The following is a 16,394-nucleotide window of genomic DNA, read 5'->3' as shown; positions in this document are numbered from 1 at the left end:
TGATTGAGGCGGGTCACGGGACGGTCTGGGTTCAGCAGGGTGTCCGGTGATCCGGTAGAGGCAAACTAGGCGATCTAAAAAATACGAAGCCAATAATTTAAAGGAATTAGCTTAGATGCAATTGCAGGCAGGCCGACGCTCCAGCATTCGCGCCGCTCTGAAAGCCTTGAGCTGGCGCAATGCCGGTATTTGTGGAGGAGCGAAAGAGGGCGTGGCGAGGCGTTTCAGTAGTTGTAAGAAAGCATTTCAGGGCACCTGTACGCCGGCAACATCCAGCATCTCGATCAAGCGGATTAGTGGCAATCCGATCAGGCTGTTGACGTCAGTGCCCTCGGTGCTGCGGAACAGGCTGATACCCAAGCCTTCGGCCTTGAAGCTGCCGGCGCAGTCGTAGGGCTCTTCGGCTTTCAGATAGCGCTCTATCTGCTCGGCGCTCAGGGTGCGAAAATGCACCGTATAAGGAACGCAATCGACCTGGCAGGAACCGTCGCGGCTGTCGAGCAGCACGAGGCCGGTAAGAAAGCTGACGCTCTTGCCGCTGGCTGCACTGAGTTGTGCGTGGGCGCGCTTATAATCGTGCGGCTTGCCAAGTATCTGCCCATCGAGCACGGCGACCTGGTCGGAACCGATGATCAAGTGCGAAGCAAAACGCCCTGCCAGTGCCTGGGCTTTCTCCCTGGCCAGGCGGCGTACCAGCGCCTCGGCGGACTCGTCAGACCGGCGCGATTCATCGATACTTGGCGCAGCCCACTCGAAGGGTTGGCGCAGACGGCTCAGCAGCTCGCGGCGGTAGGGTGAGCTGGAGGCGAGAACCAGAGATGACATCGGCGTTGACCTTGTGCGGAACGGGCGCAGAATTCTAGCTGTCGGCAAAGATGCTGGACAGGCAGAATTTCCTTTGACAGCGCATGGTTGCATCCATAGAATGCGGCGCCTATGTCAAATGGCCCGATTCCACCTCACGTTGATCCACGCAAACTCGCCGATCGTGGTGCCACCCTCCAGGGTGAGTTACCGCTAGCCGATTTGTTGAGGCTCTGCGACCCTCTTGCCGATAATGGCGGTAACGTGCGCGCGAAGTTTTCTTTCGAGCGTGACGAGCGTCATGCTGTGGTCATACACAGCCAGCTGGAGGTCGAAGTCAAGATGGTTTGCCAGCGTTGTCTGGATCAGGTCACCTTACCGATCCTCAGTGAGTGTCATTACGCTGTGGTGAAGGAAGGCGCGAATACCCAGTCCGTGCCGCAAGGCTATGACGTACTGGAAATGGGTGAGGATCCTCTGGATCTGTTGGCCTTGGTCGAAGATGAGCTATTGCTCGCTTTGCCCATCGTGCCGGCACATGACCCGAAAGATTGCCAGCAGCCGGCGGGCCTTGATGAGCCCGAATCGAGCGAGGACGGGGTGACGCGGTCCAACCCGTTCAGTGTATTGGCACAGTTAAAGCGTGACCCAAACGTTTAGGAGTTTACTAGTATGGCTGTTCAGCAGAACAAAAAATCCCGTTCCGCCCGTGACATGCGTCGTTCGCATGACGCGCTCGAGGGTAACGCTCTGTCCGTAGAGAAGAGCACCGGTGAAGTTCACCTGCGTCACCACGTATCGCCGGAAGGCGTTTACCGTGGTCGCAAAGTGATCGACAAGGGCGCTGACGAGTAAATCTTGTCCGCTCCGATCATCGCGATTGATGCAATGGGTGGGGACTTCGGTCCCCACTGCATTGTTCCGGCCAGCATCGCCTGTCTGGCTGAATTCCCCTCGCTGCACCTGGTTCTCGTCGGCCAAGCCTCTCTTATAGAAAATCTGATCGCTGGTATCCCCGGTGTCGATCGTTCTCGCCTGCAAATCGAGCACGCTGCCGAGTCCATCGATATGGGTGAGCGTCCTTCTCAGGCCTTGCGTGGCAAGCCGGACTCCTCCATGCGTGTGGCGCTCGAAATGGTGCGTGATGGGCGGGCTCATGCCTGCGTGAGTGCCGGCAATACCGGTGCCCTGATGGCCCTGTCGCGGCATGTACTGAAGACTCTGCCGGGCATCGACCGTCCGGCGATGATCGCGGCCATCCCCAATCGCAACGGTGTCTGTTATCTGCTGGATCTCGGCGCTAACGTCGACTGCACAGCCGAGCATCTTTGTCAGTTCGCGATCATGGGGTCGGTGGCTGCCGAGGTACAGGGCATGGCTTCACCGCGTGTCGGTCTGCTCAACGTCGGCAGCGAGGAAACCAAGGGTAATCAGCAGGTCAAGCAGGCTGCTGCGTTGCTCGAAGGTATTGAGGGGCTTAACTATATCGGCTTTGTCGAAGGTGACGGGCTGTATAACGGCGATGCCGATGTGCTGGTGTGCGATGGTTTTGTCGGCAACGTTCTGTTGAAGTCCAGCGAAGGGCTGGTGACCATGATTGTGTCGCGGCTCGAGGCGCTGTTTCGCAGCACGCTGCTGGGGCGTGTCGCCGGCCTGTTGGCGTTGCCGCTGTTGCGGCGTTTGCGCAGCGAGTTGGCGCCTGCGCGGCACAACGGCGCGAGTTTTCTCGGCCTGCAGGGCGTTGTGGTGAAGAGTCACGGCAGTGCCGGGCCGGATGGTATAAAGAGCGCCATTCGCCGGGCAATGACCGATGTGCAGGAAGATTTGCCGCAGCGACTGAGTGGTCGGATCGAGCACTTAATCCGTAATATGTGACCGCTTAGGATGGGCAGCCATCCAAAATTTCAGTTTTACAGCGCTTGCCGAGGGTAGGCGTTAATTTTTCGACGAGAAGATCACTAAGGGAACCGTTCCATGTCTGCATCCCTCGCATTCGTCTTTCCCGGTCAGGGCTCGCAAGCACTGACCATGTTGGCCGGACACGGCGCAGAGCACGCGCTGATCCTCGATACCTTCGGCGAAGCTTCGAGCGCCCTGGGCTATGACCTGTGGGCACTGACCCAGCAAGGCCCGGAAGAGCAGCTCAATCAGACCGACAAGACCCAGCCCGCCATTCTGGCTGCCTCCATCGCCTTGTGGCGTCTGTGGCTGGCCGAAGGTGGCGCGCGCCCTGCGTTCGTCGCCGGGCACAGCCTGGGTGAGTACAGCGCGCTGGTCGCTGCCGGCTCCATCGGTTTCGCCGAGGCTGTGAAGCTGGTCGAGCTGCGTGGCCAGCTGATGCAGCAGGCCGTGCCGGCCGGGCAGGGCGGCATGGCGGCGATCATCGGTCTGGAAGATGCCGACGTGCAAGCTGCCTGCGCCGAAGCGGCTCAGAGCGACGTGGTCAGTGCAGTGAACTACAACGCGCCGGGCCAGGTGGTCATCGCCGGTTCTGCCGCAGCCGTGGCTCGCGCCGTCGAGGCCTGCAAGACGCGTGGCGCCAAGCGCGCGCTGCCGTTGCCGGTCAGCGTGCCGTCGCACTGCGAGCTGATGCGCCCGGCTGCCGAGCGCTTCGCCGAGTCCGTCGCCGCCATCGCCTGGCAAGCCCCACAGATTCCGCTGGTGCAGAACGTCAGTGCAGCTGTAGTGGCCGATCTGGACACCCTCAAGCGCGACCTGCTGGCTCAGCTGTACAGCCCGGTGCGCTGGGTCGAGTCGATGGTTCGCCTTAGCGAGCAGGGCGTTACCGACTTGGTCGAGTGTGGCCCGGGTAAGGTGCTTTCGGGTTTGAACAAGCGCTGTGTCAAGGGCGTCAACACGCACAACCTCGACACCCCTGAAGCTTTTGCCGCTGCGCGTGCCGCACTGGCCGCCGTACAGTCCTGAACAAAGGAGAATTCTATGAGTCTGCAAGGTAAGGTTGCACTGGTCACTGGCGCAAGCCGCGGTATTGGTCAGGCGATTGCCCTGGAGCTGGGTCGTCAGGGCGCTGTGGTCATCGGCACCGCTACGTCCGAGGCGGGTGCCGAGCGCATCGCTGCGACCCTCAAGGAAAACGGCATCGAAGGCACTGGCCTGATGCTTAACGTGAGCAACGACGAATCCGTTGTGGCCACTCTGGAAAAGATCCAGAAAGACTTCGGTCAGGTGCTGATTCTGGTCAATAATGCTGGCATCACCCGCGATAACCTCATGCTGCGCATGAAGAACGATGAGTGGTATGACGTCATTGATACCAACCTCAACAGCCTCTATCGTTTGTCGAAGGCAGTACTTCGCGGTATGACCAAGGCGCGTTTCGGGCGTATCATCAACATCGGTTCGGTGGTGGGTGCCATGGGCAACGCTGGCCAAGTGAACTATGCAGCGGCCAAGGCTGGCCTCGAAGGTTTCGGTCGTGCGCTGGCTCGTGAGGTTGGTTCGCGTTCGATTACCGTGAATGCGGTGGCACCGGGTTTCATCGATACCGATATGACCCGTGAATTGCCGGAAGCACAGCGTGAAGCGCTGCTGACACAGATTCCGCTGGGCCGTTTGGGGCAGGCACAAGAGATCGCCAACGTGGTTTCTTTCCTTGCTTCCGATGGTGCAGCTTACGTCACAGGGGCTACTATCCCTGTGAACGGCGGGATGTACATGAGCTGAATACGGGCGATGCCATCGGCGAACGTCTTCGATTCGATACAAACTTGGTAGCAAAATTGCTGGTTTGCATGAAGGGTCGTTGAGGTATTTCCGTGGCTGCCATCGGCTTTCAGCTTGAAAAGCCGAAAACCCTTTCTATACACTTGCCGGCACAACCAGCTGGCTGGATTTGTCCAATAGGAGTGACAACACGTGAGCACCATCGAAGAACGCGTCAAGAAAATCGTTGCCGAGCAACTGGGCGTGAAAGAAGAAGAAGTAACCAACAGCGCTTCTTTCGTTGAAGACCTGGGTGCCGACTCTCTTGACACCGTTGAGCTGGTGATGGCTCTCGAAGAAGAATTCGAGACCGAGATCCCGGACGAACAAGCCGAGAAGATCACCACCGTTCAGGAAGCAATCGACTACGTTACTACGCACGCGCAGTAAGTAGTTCGTCGTTTCCCGAATTGGAAAAGCCGCACGTCTGTAAAGGCGTGCGGCTTTTCTTTGACGGTTCGCTGTAGCCGCAAGAGAAGCGCCGATGGCGTTTGTCTGTTCGGGTGAAATTGCACCTCGAGCCAATCGCCGGATGATCAATCTGCCTGTGCAATGGCTTGCCAGGTGCATCAAGGCGTCGAAAAACCTGATTAAGAGGAGATTGCTGTGTCGCGTAGACGCGTCGTGGTTACCGGTATGGGCATGTTGTCGCCGCTGGGTAACGATGTGCCGAGCAGCTGGCAGGGCATTCTGGCCGGCCGTAGTGGCATCGGCCTGATCGAACACATGGATCTTTCTGCCTATTCCACTCGCTTTGGTGGTTCGGTAAAGAATTTCGATGTCGAGCCGTATCTGTCCGCCAAAGAGGCGCGCAAGCTCGATCTATTTATTCAGTACGGTCTGGCGGCAAGCTTTCAGGCAGCGCGTGATAGCGGCCTGGAAATTACCGATGCCAACCGTGATCGCATCGGTGTGGCGATGGGCTCCGGAATCGGCGGCCTGACCAACATCGAGAACAACTGCAAATCGCTGCTTGAGCAGGGGCCACGGCGAATTTCGCCGTTCTTCGTGCCAGGCTCGATCATTAATATGATTTCCGGTTTCCTGTCGATCCACCTCGGTCTGCAGGGGCCTAACTATGCTATCGCCACCGCTTGCACGACCGGTACCCACTGTATTGGCATGGCTGCTCGCAACATTGCCTATGGCGAGGCCGACGTGATGATCGCTGGCGGTGCCGAGATGGCTGCCTGCGGCCTGGGCATGGGGGGCTTTGGTGCTGCACGAGCCTTGTCCACCCGCAACGACGAGCCGACCAAGGCCAGTCGTCCTTGGGATAAGGGGCGTGACGGTTTCGTCCTGTCCGATGGCGCTGGTGCGCTGGTACTCGAAGAGCTGGAGCACGCTAAGGCGCGTGGTGCCACCATCTATGCCGAACTGATCGGTTTCGGCATGAGCGGCGATGCCTTCCACATGACCTCTCCGCCCGAAGACGGTGCCGGTGCTGCCCGCTGTATGACTAACGCGTTGCGCGATGCCGGCATACAACCTTCTGACGTGCAGTACATCAATGCCCACGGCACCTCCACCTCGGCTGGCGACAAGGCCGAAGTATCGGCGATCAAGTCGGTGTTCGGTGAGCACGCTCACTCCGTTGCAGTAAGCTCGACCAAGTCGATGACCGGCCACTTGCTCGGCGCAGCCGGTGCGGTGGAGGCCATCTTCTGCGTGTTGGCGCTGCGTGATCAGGTAGCGCCGCCGACCATCAATCTGGATGAGCCGGACGAGGGTTGTGACCTGGACTTCGTGCCTCACGAAGCGCGCAAGATGCCGATAGAAGTGGCGCTGTCCAATTCCTTCGGATTTGGTGGAACCAACGGCTCACTGGTATTCCGTCGGTACGCCGATTGATGTTCAGTTGGGTCGACGGTCAGCCGGCCACGACGCTGCCTCTGGTGGATCGTGGTCTGGCTTACGGTGATGGCCTGTTCGAAACCATCGCAGTAAGGGGCGGTCAGCCCGTGCTGCTTGAGCGTCACCTGGCGCGGGTTACTGCGGGTTGTGCGCGATTGCGTATCGACCTGGATGCAGCTCAGTTACGTCGCGAGCTGTCTGCCTTCTGCGCCGAACTTGGGCAGGGCGTTGCCAAGCTGATCGTCACGCGTGGCGATGGCCAGCGTGGTTATGCTCCGTCTGCCGGGGCGTCGCGGCGCATTCTTCAGGCGGGTGCCATGCCGGCTTACTTGCCGCAGCATGGCGAGAGCGGCATCCGCCTATTCCCCTGTGAAACACGCTTGGCCGAGCAGCCTCTGCTGGCCGGTCTCAAGCACCTCAATCGTCTGGAGCAGGTGCTGGCCCGTGCCGAGTGGCAGAGTGGTGAGTTTGCCGAAGGATTGATGCTCGATGTGTCGGGGCGCGTGGTCGAGGGCGTGTTCAGCAACCTGTTTCTGGTGCGCGATGGTGTGCTGTCGACGCCTGAACTGTCGCGCTGCGGGGTGGCAGGTGTGATGCGTGCCGAGCTGCTGGAGCAGGCGCAAGCCCTGGGGATTGCCTGTCAGGCACGCGATATCGAATTGAACGAACTGCTGGCCGCAGACGAAGTCTTTCTCTGCAACAGCCTGTACGGCGTATGGCCGGTTCGTGAGTTGCAAGACCGTCACTGGTCGGTCGGGCCGCTCACCCGTAAACTGCAGGCCATTGCCCGTCATCTACTGGACTGCTGATTCGTGATTCGCAAATTACTGTTGGTGCTGGAAATTGCTGTGGTACTGGCTGCCCTGACTCTGGGCTTTGCTGCTTGGCAACAGCACCGCGCCCTCGAGCAGCCCCTGGTGCTCAGCGAGGAACGCCTGATCGAGGTGCCGGCGGGCGCTACCCCTGGCGGCGTGCTCAACCGTTTGGAAGCCGATGGTGTGATCGACGGTGCTTTTTGGCTGCGCCTGTACTGGCGCTTCAACCTGCAGGGCCAGCCGCTGCACAGCGGTGAGTACCGTCTGACGCCTGACCTGCGGGCACGCGACCTGCTCGATCTGTGGCGCCGCGGCGAAGTGGTGCAATACAGCCTGACGCTGGTCGAAGGCTGGAGCTTTCGTCAGGTGCGTGCAGCCTTGGCGCGTCAGGACAAGTTGGAACTGACCCTGAGCGAGCTGAGCGATGCTGAACTGATGGCCAAGCTCGGCCAGCCTGGGCTCAACCCCGAAGGGCGCTTCTTCCCTGATACCTACCGCTATGTGCGCGGCATGAGCGACCTGGATCTACTCAAACAGGCCCATAAGCGGTTGCAGTTGGTACTCGACGAGGAGTGGGAAGGCCGCTCCAAATCGCTGCCGTACAAGGATGCATACGAGGCGCTGATCATGGCTTCGATGATCGAGAAGGAAACCGGTGTTCCCGAGGAGCGCGGGGAGATTGCCGGCGTGTTCGTGCGGCGTCTGGCTATCGGTATGCGCTTGCAAACCGATCCGACGGTGATCTTCGGGCTTGGCGAGCGTTATAACGGGCGAATCACCCGGGCCCACCTACGCGAGCCGACGCCCTACAACACCTATACCATCGACGGCATGCCACCGACGCCGATCGCTCTGGTCGGCCGTGAGGCGATCCATGCGGCGTTGCATCCGCAGCCAGGCAAGAGCTTGTACTTCGTTGCCCGTGGTGATGGCAGTCACGTCTTTTCGGAAACTCTCGACGCACACAACCGTGCCGTCCGTGAATACCAGTTGAAGCGCCGTGCGGACTACCGTTCCAGCCCGGCGCCGATTCCCCGCAACAGCGATAGCGATAAGGACAACCAGTGAGCGGCTTGTTTATCACCCTGGAAGGCCCCGAGGGCGCCGGCAAGAGCACCAATCGAGAGTACCTGGCGGCGCTGCTGCGCGAGCAGGGGATCGATGTGCTGCTGACCCGTGAACCCGGCGGTACGCCACTGGCCGAGCGAGTACGCGAGCTGCTCCTGGCGCCCAGCGATGAGCCCATGGCCAGCGATACCGAGCTGTTGCTGGTATTCGCCGCGCGCGCTCAGCATCTCGCCCAGGTGATCGTGCCGGCGCTGCAGCGTGGTGAAGTGGTTCTTTGTGATCGGTTTACTGACGCGACTTACGCCTATCAGGGTGGCGGTCGCGGCCTGGATGTCGAGCGCATTGCCCAGTTGGAAAACTTCGTCCAGGGCACGCTGCGTCCGGATCTGACCCTGGTGTTCGATCTGCCGGTCGAGGTCGGCCTGGCGCGCGCGGCAGCCCGCGGTCGTCTGGATCGCTTCGAGCAGGAAGGCCGCGAGTTCTTCGAGGCGGTGCGCAGCACCTACCTGCAACGGGCCAAGGCCGAGCCGGCGCGCTATCGCATTATCGATGCCGCCCAGTCACTCGAGGCCGTGCAGCGTGATCTCGATGCACTGCTGCCACAATTGCTGGAGCTGCAGCGTGGCTGATGTCTATCCCTGGCAGACCGAGCTCTGGCAGCAACTGGCCGGGCGGACCCAGCACGCTCATGCCTACCTGCTGCACGGCCCCGCAGGCATTGGCAAGCGCGCGCTCGCCGAGCGTTTGATGGCGCTTTTGCTGTGCAAGTCGCCAGAGGCGCAGCAAGCCTGCGGCCACTGCAAATCCTGCCATTTGCTCGCGGCGGGCAGTCACCCAGATAACTACGTGCTCGAGCCGGAAGAGTTCGATAAGCCGATCAAGGTCGATCAAGTGCGTGCACTGGTCAACTTTGTTGTACAGACCGCTCAATTGGGTGGGCGCAAGGTGATCCTGATCGAACCCACCGAAGCGATGAACCTGAATGCTGCCAACGCGCTGCTCAAGAGTTTGGAGGAGCCATCTGGCAACACGGTACTGTTGTTGATCAGTCATCAGCCAAGCCGCCTGCTGCCGACCATCAAGAGTCGATGCGTGCAGCAGGCGTGCCCCTTGCCAAGCGAGGCGATGAGCCTGCAGTGGCTGAGCGAGGCGCTGCCTGACAGTGGCGAGCAGGACATTCGTGAGCTGCTGTACCTGGCCGCCGGTTCGCCACTGGCGGCGGTAAGGTTGCAGGCGCAAGGTGTGCGCGAGCAGCGTGCGCTGGTTGCCGAGGGTGTGAAAAAGCTGCACAAACAGCAGATTTCCGCCAGTCAGCTGGCCGAGAGCTGGAGCACGGTGCCCTTGCCGTTGTTGTTCGACTGGTTCTGCGGCTGGGCTCATCTGATTCTGCGTTACCAACTGACGCAGGATGAACAAGGCCTTGGCCCGGCAGATATGGGCAAGGTCGTGCAATACCTGGCGCAGAAGACGCCGCAGGCTAAAGTGCTGCAGATTCAGGGGTGGTTGCTGCAACAGCGTCAGAAAGTGTTGGGCAAGGCCAACCTTAATCGTGTGCTGCTTCTCGAAGCCTTGCTGGTTCAGTGGGCAAGCCTGCCTGGACCGGGCTAGAATCGACCCCACGTCACGACATCAGGAATCACGCATGAGCTTGCCACCGAATCTGGGGCCCCGTAACGGCATTCTGTCCCTGACCATCAAGGACAAATCTGTGCTTTATGCCGCCTACATGCCCTTCATCAAGAACGGCGGCCTGTTCATCCCCACGAACAAAAGCTACAGACTCGGCGATGAGGTGTTCATGCTCCTCAACCTGATGGACGAGCCGGAAAAGATCCCGGTCGCCGGCAAGGTCATATGGATCACCCCGAAGGGCGCCCAAGGCAACCGCGCCGCAGGTGTGGGCGTGCAGTTCAACGAGGGCGACAACACTGCCCGCAACAAGATCGAGACTTACCTGGCCGGCGCCCTCAAGTCCGATCGCCCCACCCATACAATGTAATCACTGCAAGCCACCAGCCGCGAGCGACAAGTAAGCATCGACTTGCTTGCGGCTCGATGTTTGCCGTTGGAGGCTTTACCCCATGCTCATCGATTCCCACTGCCATCTTGATCGTCTCGATCTGACCGCTCGCGGCGGTTCCCTGGACGAAGCGCTGGCCGCCGCACGCGCACGCGGTGTTGGCCATTTTCTATGTATTGGCGTGAGCGCCGATAACGCGGCCACTGTTCGTGATCTGGCGCAGCGTTATGCCGATGTCGATTGCTCGGTTGGCATCCACCCGCTCGATCTCGACGCCGGAAACGCGCCGGCACTGGACTGGCTGCTTGCCGAGATGGATCACCCTGGTGTGGTCGCCATTGGCGAGACGGGTCTTGATTACCACTACGAGCCGGAAGCCGCCCAGTTGCAGCAGGAGGCTTTCCGCCTGCATCTGCAGGCCGCGCAGATCACCGGAAAACCAGTGATCGTGCACACCCGCGAAGCCCGCGCCGATACCCTTGCATTGCTGCGTGAGGCGGCATTGCCACAGGCTGGTGTGCTGCACTGCTTTACCGAGGATTGGGAAATGGCCAAGGCGGCGCTGGATATCGGTTTCTATATTTCCCTGTCCGGCATCGTCACCTTTCGCAATGCTGATGCATTGCGCGAAGTCGCCCGTCAGGTGCCGGCGGATCGTTTGCTGGTAGAAACCGATTCACCTTATCTGGCGCCGATCCCGCACCGTGGCAAGCCCAACCTGCCGGAGTATGTGCGCGATGTCGCCGAGTACTTGGCGGTGCTGCGTGGCGTCAGTTACGAAGAACTGGCGCGACAAACGGGCGAGAACTTCAAGCGGCTGTTCCCTCTGGCTCGTGTGGCCTGAGCGCCTTCTGAGTCAAGCGCTTGAGGAGTCTGCGGTTGGCTATCAAAAAAGCTGGGGGCGATTGTGGCATTGCGTGCAATGGCCCCTTTGAACAGGCGTCTTGGGACGTTAGGTAATGTAGGTCAAAAAAAACCCGGCTTCGGGACGGAATCCGGGTCAAGACCATTAGGAGCCAAGCGAAGTGCGCGATCCTCGGCACTTCGGCCGCCGCAACATTTGGGGGATATGCCGCGCCGGTACCTTGAGTATTGGTCATGTATGGTAGACGTCCACTCCCGGTTTAAACGGATTTGGAATACGTTTCTCGTTGCTGAGTGCTCATTTGGTGGCGAGGTGCTGCAGCCGTTTCAGGGTGTGTTCGATGACCCGTGGCTCGGTGTAAAAGTGTGGCGACAGACGGATGCCACCCCCGCGCTGGGCGCAGATGATCTGTTCGCTCTTGAGGTGCTCGTGCAGGGCCCGATTGTCCCAGCCGCCCAGGGAAAATGTGAGAATACCGGCGCGCTTCTCGCGCTCGATTACGCTGCGCATTTGTACACCGGGGATGCCCTGTAGGCCGTCGAGCAGCCACTGCACGCGCTCATGCACGGCCTGTTCGACACTCGGCATGCCGACCTCTTCAAGCAGTGATAGGCTCGCTTCCAGCGCCATGGCGCCGAGCATGTTGGGGCTGCCGCATTCGAAGCGCCTGGCGCTGCGGGCTGGCTGCCAGTCGTCACGGTCATAGTCGCCAGCGTGCTCGAGCATGTGCCAGCCGTATTCATGCAGGGTCAACTGCTCGCGCAAGTCCTGACGGCAATAGAACACGCCGAGGCCCTCAGGGCCGAGCAGCCACTTGTGACCATCGGCCATGGCGAAGGCGCAATGACTGCTTTGCACGTCCATGCTCATGGCGCCCAGCTGCTGGATGGCATCGACGCAGAGCAGAACGCCGCGCTGTTCGCAGCCGGTACCGAGGCGCTCCAGATCCAGGCGCAAACCGCTGGCGTATTGCACTGCACTGATGGCCATCAGGCGGGTACGGGGCGTACAGGCGGCGAGCAAGGCGCTTTCGGCATCGCCGTCCTGCAGGTTGACCTGGACGACTTCTACGCCCTGTGGGCGCAGTGCTTCCCAGACGATACGGTTGGACGGGAATTCCTCGGTGCTGATGATGACCTGGTCACCATCACGCCAGTCCAGGCCGAAAGCCACGAACGACAGGGCTTCCGAAGTGTTCTTGACCAGTGCGATGTCGGCTCGTGAGGGCGCGTTGAGCAAGCGTGCCAGGCGCTCGCGCAGACGGCGTTCTGTTTCCAGCCATTGCGGATAATCACGCGCGCCAGTGGTGATGTTCTCGCGGGCAAAGCGCTCTACGGCCCGTGCGGTGCGTGCCGGCCAGGGGGCGACTGCAGCGTGATTCAGGTAGTAGAGATCGGCCGGTTGGGGAAACTCGTCGATGATGGCATTCATGAGCGCGTGATCCGTGCAATTTGGCGTTAGTTAGGCATAATACCGGACTTGAATTCCGACCTTGTCATTTCCTTATGCAGAAAGAACCCCGCAAGATCCGTGAGTTTCGCCGCCGCGAGCAGGAGATTCTCGACATTGCCCTGAAACTCTTCCTCGAGCAGGGCGAGGACAGCGTGACTGTGGAGATGATTGCTGACGCCGTGGGTATCGGCAAAGGCACCATCTACAAGCATTTCAAGTCGAAGGCGGAGATTTACCTGCGGCTGATGCTCGACTACGAGCGCGATCTGAACGAGTTGCTGCATTCGTCCGATATCGACCGTGACAAGGAGGCGCTGTCGCGGGCCTACTTCGAATTCCGCATGCGTGACCCGCAGCGTTACCGGCTGTTCGACCGCCTCGAAGAGAAGGTGGTCAAGGGCAATCAGGTGCCTGAGCTGGTCGAGCAGTTGCACAGCATTCGCGCCTCCAACTTCGAGCGTCTCACCCAGTTGATCAAGGGTCGCATCAGCGAGGGCAAGCTCGAAGACGTGCCGCCGTACTTCCACTACTGCGCTGCCTGGGCACTGGTGCATGGGGCCGTGGCGCTCTATCACTCGCCGTTCTGGAGCAATGTGCTGGAAGATCAGGAAGGCTTCTTCCAGTTCCTGATGGATATCGGCGTGCGCATGGGCAACAAGCGCAAGCGCGATAGCGAGACGCCTCCCGCCTGACCCCTCGGGCCCTATTCGGGCCACGCGTGAGCCGACTGGCGCGAAACCTGCTTGGAGCAGTCATTCGCCGGTTTTCCGTCGCCGGTGTCGGGAGAGTTCACATGCGTAATCTGTTCGCCCTGGCCATATTGCTGAGCCTGGCTGGCTGCATGAATGTCAGCGATATGGCCGATGGCGCCACCTACCACCTGCGTGATGCAGGCGTGCTGGATCACAGCAAGGTGCGGCGCTCGGCGTCCTGGCGGTTGCAGGGTGATTCGTTCATCTACATTGCCCAGGGCCACTTCGCGCCAAGTGGCAAGCACGCCTACCCACGGCCCAACGTAGTGGCCGAGGAAGCATTCCGCGGCTTCGTCGAATACTTCCCCATGGTGCGCCGCGCCAGAGCCCCCGTCGGCCTGGACGAGGCGCTGGGTGAGGCGCGCGCCGCCGGTGCCCACTATCTGCTCTACACCCGCTTCGCCTATGCCGATGACCGTATCGGCACCATGGAGGAGTGGGAAGATCAGGAGGCTTTCGATCGGCTCGGTACCGACCGCAGCGTGCTGCAGCTGATGCTGATCGAGACCAATACCCGTTATCTAGTGGATACCGCGCGGATCCGCAGTCGTGGCGGATTCCTGACGTTCTACGACGCCAGTCCAGAGGATCTGATCCGCGCGCCGCTCGAGGATTATGCGCGTACACTGCTCGGATTCAGTCGTTGAGGGCACTGCCGCCTGGTGCTCCACGGAGCGTAAGGAACGGTTAATGAGTGACAGCGACAAGGCCGGTGATCTACTGGCGCAGATTCCGCCAGCGGGTAGCAAGGGCATGCCGCCGGTGCATCTGTGGAATCCCGATTTCTGCGGCGATATCGATATGCGTATCGCCCGCGACGGCTCATGGTTCTACATGGGCACGCCCATAGGTCGGCCAGCCATGGTACGGCTGTTTTCGACGATCATTCGCCGTGATGGCGACGATTACTTTCTGGTCACGCCGGTAGAGAAGGTCGGCATCAAGGTCGATGACGCGCCTTTCGTGGCGGTCTCCGTGCAGGTGTCGGGGCAGGGTGAAGGGCAGGTGCTGCGCTTCGTCAGCAATGTCGGCGACGAGGTCGAGGCGGGTGACGAGCATCCGTTGCGGGTCGAGCTGGATGCGCAGACTCAGGAGCCATCGCCCTACGTGCACGTGCGGGCCAACCTGGAAGCGCTGATCCATCGCAACGTTTTCTACCAGTTGGTCGAGCTGGCGCAAACTCGTGAAATCGACGGCCAGCCCTGGCTGGGCGTGTGGAGTGGTGGCGTGTTCTTTCCTATCGGGCCGCTGGAATAGCGCCCATGAAAAAGGCTCCCAAGGGAGCCTTTTTAAGTTCAACACTTACATATTGGGGTAGTTAGGCCCGCCGGTTCCTTCAGGCGCCACCCAGGTGATGTTCTGGGCGGGATCCTTGATGTCGCAAGTCTTGCAGTGCACGCAGTTCTGCGCGTTGATCTGGAAGCGTTTGCTGCCATCGTCATTGGCGACCACTTCGTACACGCCGGCCGGGCAGTAGCGCTGCGCCGGTTCGTCATACAGCGGCAGGTTCTTGTCGATCGGAATGCTCGGGTCGGCCAGTTTGAGGTGGCAGGGCTGCTCCTCTTCGTGGTTGGTGTTGGAAAGAAACACCGAGCTCAGTTTATCGAAGCTGAGCTTGCCGTCCGGTTTCGGGTAATCGATCTTCTTGCTCTCTGCGGCAGGCTTGAGGCAGGCGTAATCTGGCTTGTTGTCATGCAGGGTGAAGGGCAGCTTGCCGCCGAGCAGGTTCTGGTCGACCCAGTTGATGCCGCCACCGACCACGGCGCCGTACTTGTGGATCGCCGCGCCAAAGTTGCGGCTGCGGAACAGTTCGTCGTACAGCCAGCTGGCCTTGAAGGCATCGACATAGTTGCCCAGCTCGTCGCCACCTTGACGACCTGCAGCCAGGGCCTCGGCGATGGCCTCGGCAGCCAGCATGCCGGACTTCATGGCGGTGTGGCTGCCCTTGATCTTGGCGAAGTTGAGGGTGCCGAGATCACAGCCGATCAGAGCGCCACCCGGGAATACCATCTTCGGCAGCGAGTTCAGGCCGCCCTTGGCAATGGCCCGGGCGCCGTAGGCGACACGCTTACCGCCGTCGAGGTACTGCTTGAATACCGGGTGATGCTTGAGGCGCTGGAATTCGTCGAACGGCGACAGGTGCGGGTTCGCGTAGGACAGGTCGATGATCAGACCGACCACCACCTGGTTGTTTTCCAGGTGATAGAGGAAGGAGCCGCCGGTGTTCTCGGTGCCCATGATGTCCATCGGCCAACCAGCGGTGTGCACCACCAGGCCCTGCTGGTGCTTGCTCGGGTCGATGTCCCAGATTTCCTTGATGCCGATGCCGTAATGCTGAGCGTCGGCTTCGCTGTCGAGGTTGTACTTCTTGATCAGTTGCTTGCCGAGGTGGCCACGACAGCCTTCGGCGAACAGCGTGTACTTGGCGCGCAGTTCCATGCCAGGGGTGTAATAGCCTTCCTTCGGGTTGCCTTCACGGTCGACACCCAGGTCGCCGGTAACGATGCCGCGAACCACGCCGCTTTCATCGATCAGCGCTTCCTGAGCGGCGAAGCCCGGGTAGATTTCCACGCCGAGATTCTCGGCCTGCTGAGCCAGCCAGCGGCACAGATTGCCGAGGGAGATGATATAGTTGCCTTCGTTGTGCATGGTCTTGGGCACGAAGAAGCCCGGAACCTTGACGGAGCTGTTGGCATCTTTCAGCACGTAGATGTCGTCGCCTTTTACCGGCGTATTCAGCGGCGCGCCCAGTTCCTTCCAGTCGGGGAACAGTTCGTCCAGGGCTCGCGGTTCGAAGACAGCGCCGGAAAGGATGTGGGCACCCACTTCGGAGCCTTTCTCGACCACGCAAACGCTGATTTCCTGGCCAGCCTCCGCGGCCTTCTGCTTCAGGCGGCAAGCGGCGGACAGGCCGGCAGGGCCGGCGCCGACGATGACGACGTCGAACTCCATAAATTCGCGTTCCACGGGCTATCTCCTCATCAGGGCTCTCTAATTTTTCATGGCGAGCCAGCAACCTTCCCAAGGCACGCTCGCGCAGT

At 60.4% G+C, this 16,394-nt stretch carries 19 protein-coding genes; 16 read left to right on the top strand and 3 right to left on the bottom strand.

Annotation, left to right across the window (positions count from 1 at the left end; genetic code table 11):
- Positions 1 to 246: 246 nt before the first annotated feature.
- Positions 247 to 825 carry a Maf family protein gene (locus ACZ3GY_RS11305; RefSeq protein ID WP_465910092.1) on the bottom strand — a complete coding sequence of 193 codons (579 nt, stop codon included), beginning with the start codon at positions 823 to 825 and terminating at the stop codon, positions 247 to 249.
- Positions 826 to 936: 111 nt separating this feature from the next.
- On the opposite strand from ACZ3GY_RS11305, the gene ACZ3GY_RS11300 reads away from it, so the two are divergent.
- From ACZ3GY_RS11300 to ACZ3GY_RS11240, 13 genes are all read left to right on the top strand, one after another.
- Positions 937 to 1,464 (top strand): YceD family protein, encoded by a 528-nt coding sequence (locus ACZ3GY_RS11300; RefSeq protein ID WP_225833221.1) that lies wholly within the window; start codon positions 937 to 939, stop codon positions 1,462 to 1,464.
- A gap of 12 nt (positions 1,465 to 1,476) precedes the next feature.
- The gene (gene rpmF / locus ACZ3GY_RS11295; protein WP_025167420.1) at positions 1,477 to 1,659 is read left to right on the top strand and encodes a 50S ribosomal protein L32; all 183 of its coding nucleotides are present in this window, start codon (positions 1,477 to 1,479) and stop codon (positions 1,657 to 1,659) included.
- Positions 1,660 to 1,662: 3 nt separating this feature from the next.
- On the top strand, positions 1,663 to 2,679 hold the full coding sequence (plsX, locus tag ACZ3GY_RS11290; protein WP_465910091.1) for a phosphate acyltransferase PlsX: 1,017 nt from the start codon (positions 1,663 to 1,665) through the stop codon (positions 2,677 to 2,679).
- Between the two features lie 99 nt (positions 2,680 to 2,778).
- Complete coding sequence (gene fabD / locus ACZ3GY_RS11285; RefSeq protein ID WP_465910090.1) at positions 2,779 to 3,729, top strand: ACP S-malonyltransferase; 951 nt, start codon at positions 2,779 to 2,781, stop codon at positions 3,727 to 3,729.
- 15 nt (positions 3,730 to 3,744) lie between these two features.
- Positions 3,745 to 4,488, top strand: a complete 744-nt coding sequence (gene fabG / locus ACZ3GY_RS11280; RefSeq protein ID WP_465910089.1) for a 3-oxoacyl-ACP reductase FabG — start codon at positions 3,745 to 3,747, stop codon at positions 4,486 to 4,488.
- A gap of 192 nt (positions 4,489 to 4,680) precedes the next feature.
- Complete coding sequence (gene acpP / locus ACZ3GY_RS11275) at positions 4,681 to 4,917, top strand: acyl carrier protein (RefSeq protein ID WP_225833212.1); 237 nt, start codon at positions 4,681 to 4,683, stop codon at positions 4,915 to 4,917.
- Between the two features lie 216 nt (positions 4,918 to 5,133).
- On the top strand, positions 5,134 to 6,378 hold the full coding sequence (gene fabF, locus ACZ3GY_RS11270) for a beta-ketoacyl-ACP synthase II (RefSeq protein WP_463565319.1): 1,245 nt from the start codon (positions 5,134 to 5,136) through the stop codon (positions 6,376 to 6,378).
- Positions 6,378 to 7,190 carry an aminodeoxychorismate lyase gene (pabC, locus tag ACZ3GY_RS11265; RefSeq protein ID WP_465910088.1) on the top strand — a complete coding sequence of 271 codons (813 nt, stop codon included), beginning with the start codon at positions 6,378 to 6,380 and terminating at the stop codon, positions 7,188 to 7,190. Before fabF ends, pabC begins: the two co-directional genes overlap by 1 nt.
- Positions 7,191 to 7,193: 3 nt before the next feature.
- Positions 7,194 to 8,264 carry an endolytic transglycosylase MltG gene (gene mltG / locus ACZ3GY_RS11260; RefSeq protein WP_225833206.1) on the top strand — a complete coding sequence of 357 codons (1,071 nt, stop codon included), beginning with the start codon at positions 7,194 to 7,196 and terminating at the stop codon, positions 8,262 to 8,264.
- The gene (tmk, locus tag ACZ3GY_RS11255; RefSeq protein WP_463565316.1) at positions 8,261 to 8,893 is read left to right on the top strand and encodes a dTMP kinase; all 633 of its coding nucleotides are present in this window, start codon (positions 8,261 to 8,263) and stop codon (positions 8,891 to 8,893) included. Before mltG ends, tmk begins: the two co-directional genes overlap by 4 nt.
- Entirely contained in the window at positions 8,886 to 9,872 is a 987-nt protein-coding gene (locus ACZ3GY_RS11250; RefSeq protein ID WP_465910087.1) for a DNA polymerase III subunit delta', read from the top strand. Before tmk ends, ACZ3GY_RS11250 begins: the two co-directional genes overlap by 8 nt.
- 34 nt (positions 9,873 to 9,906) lie before the next feature.
- Positions 9,907 to 10,263, top strand: coding sequence for a PilZ domain-containing protein (locus ACZ3GY_RS11245; RefSeq protein WP_465910086.1), 357 nt, complete (start codon positions 9,907 to 9,909; stop codon positions 10,261 to 10,263).
- An 82-nt stretch (positions 10,264 to 10,345) separates the two neighbouring features.
- Positions 10,346 to 11,128 carry a TatD family hydrolase gene (locus ACZ3GY_RS11240; RefSeq protein ID WP_463565314.1) on the top strand — a complete coding sequence of 261 codons (783 nt, stop codon included), beginning with the start codon at positions 10,346 to 10,348 and terminating at the stop codon, positions 11,126 to 11,128.
- Between the two features lie 318 nt (positions 11,129 to 11,446).
- Here the strand turns inward: ACZ3GY_RS11240 and ACZ3GY_RS11235 are convergent, their stop codons facing one another.
- Positions 11,447 to 12,580: an aminotransferase class V-fold PLP-dependent enzyme gene (locus ACZ3GY_RS11235; protein ID WP_465910085.1), complete on the bottom strand. Its 1,134-nt coding sequence runs from the start codon at positions 12,578 to 12,580 to the stop codon at positions 11,447 to 11,449.
- Positions 12,581 to 12,654: 74 nt separating this feature from the next.
- Between ACZ3GY_RS11235 and ACZ3GY_RS11230 the strand changes: the two genes are divergently transcribed.
- The 3 genes from ACZ3GY_RS11230 (at position 12,655) to ACZ3GY_RS11220 (ending at position 14,610) form a co-directional block, all read left to right on the top strand.
- Positions 12,655 to 13,293, top strand: coding sequence for a TetR/AcrR family transcriptional regulator (locus tag ACZ3GY_RS11230; protein ID WP_225833189.1), 639 nt, complete (start codon positions 12,655 to 12,657; stop codon positions 13,291 to 13,293).
- Positions 13,294 to 13,394: 101 nt separating this feature from the next.
- The gene (locus ACZ3GY_RS11225; RefSeq protein ID WP_225833187.1) at positions 13,395 to 14,000 is read left to right on the top strand and encodes a DUF4823 domain-containing protein; all 606 of its coding nucleotides are present in this window, start codon (positions 13,395 to 13,397) and stop codon (positions 13,998 to 14,000) included.
- Positions 14,001 to 14,043: 43 nt separating this feature from the next.
- Positions 14,044 to 14,610 carry a DUF1285 domain-containing protein gene (locus ACZ3GY_RS11220; protein WP_465910083.1) on the top strand — a complete coding sequence of 189 codons (567 nt, stop codon included), beginning with the start codon at positions 14,044 to 14,046 and terminating at the stop codon, positions 14,608 to 14,610.
- A 45-nt stretch (positions 14,611 to 14,655) separates the two neighbouring features.
- Here the strand turns inward: ACZ3GY_RS11220 and ACZ3GY_RS11215 are convergent, their stop codons facing one another.
- A complete protein-coding gene (locus ACZ3GY_RS11215; protein WP_465910082.1) occupies positions 14,656 to 16,320 on the bottom strand; it encodes an electron transfer flavoprotein-ubiquinone oxidoreductase in 1,665 nt (554 codons plus the stop codon).
- Positions 16,321 to 16,394 lie beyond the last annotated feature (74 nt).

The sequence above is a fragment of the Pseudomonas sp. PME37.24/006 genome (assembly GCF_055556635.1).
The sequence above is the reverse complement of the archived record's forward strand: the minus strand, read 5'-3'. Positions and strand labels throughout refer to the sequence as shown.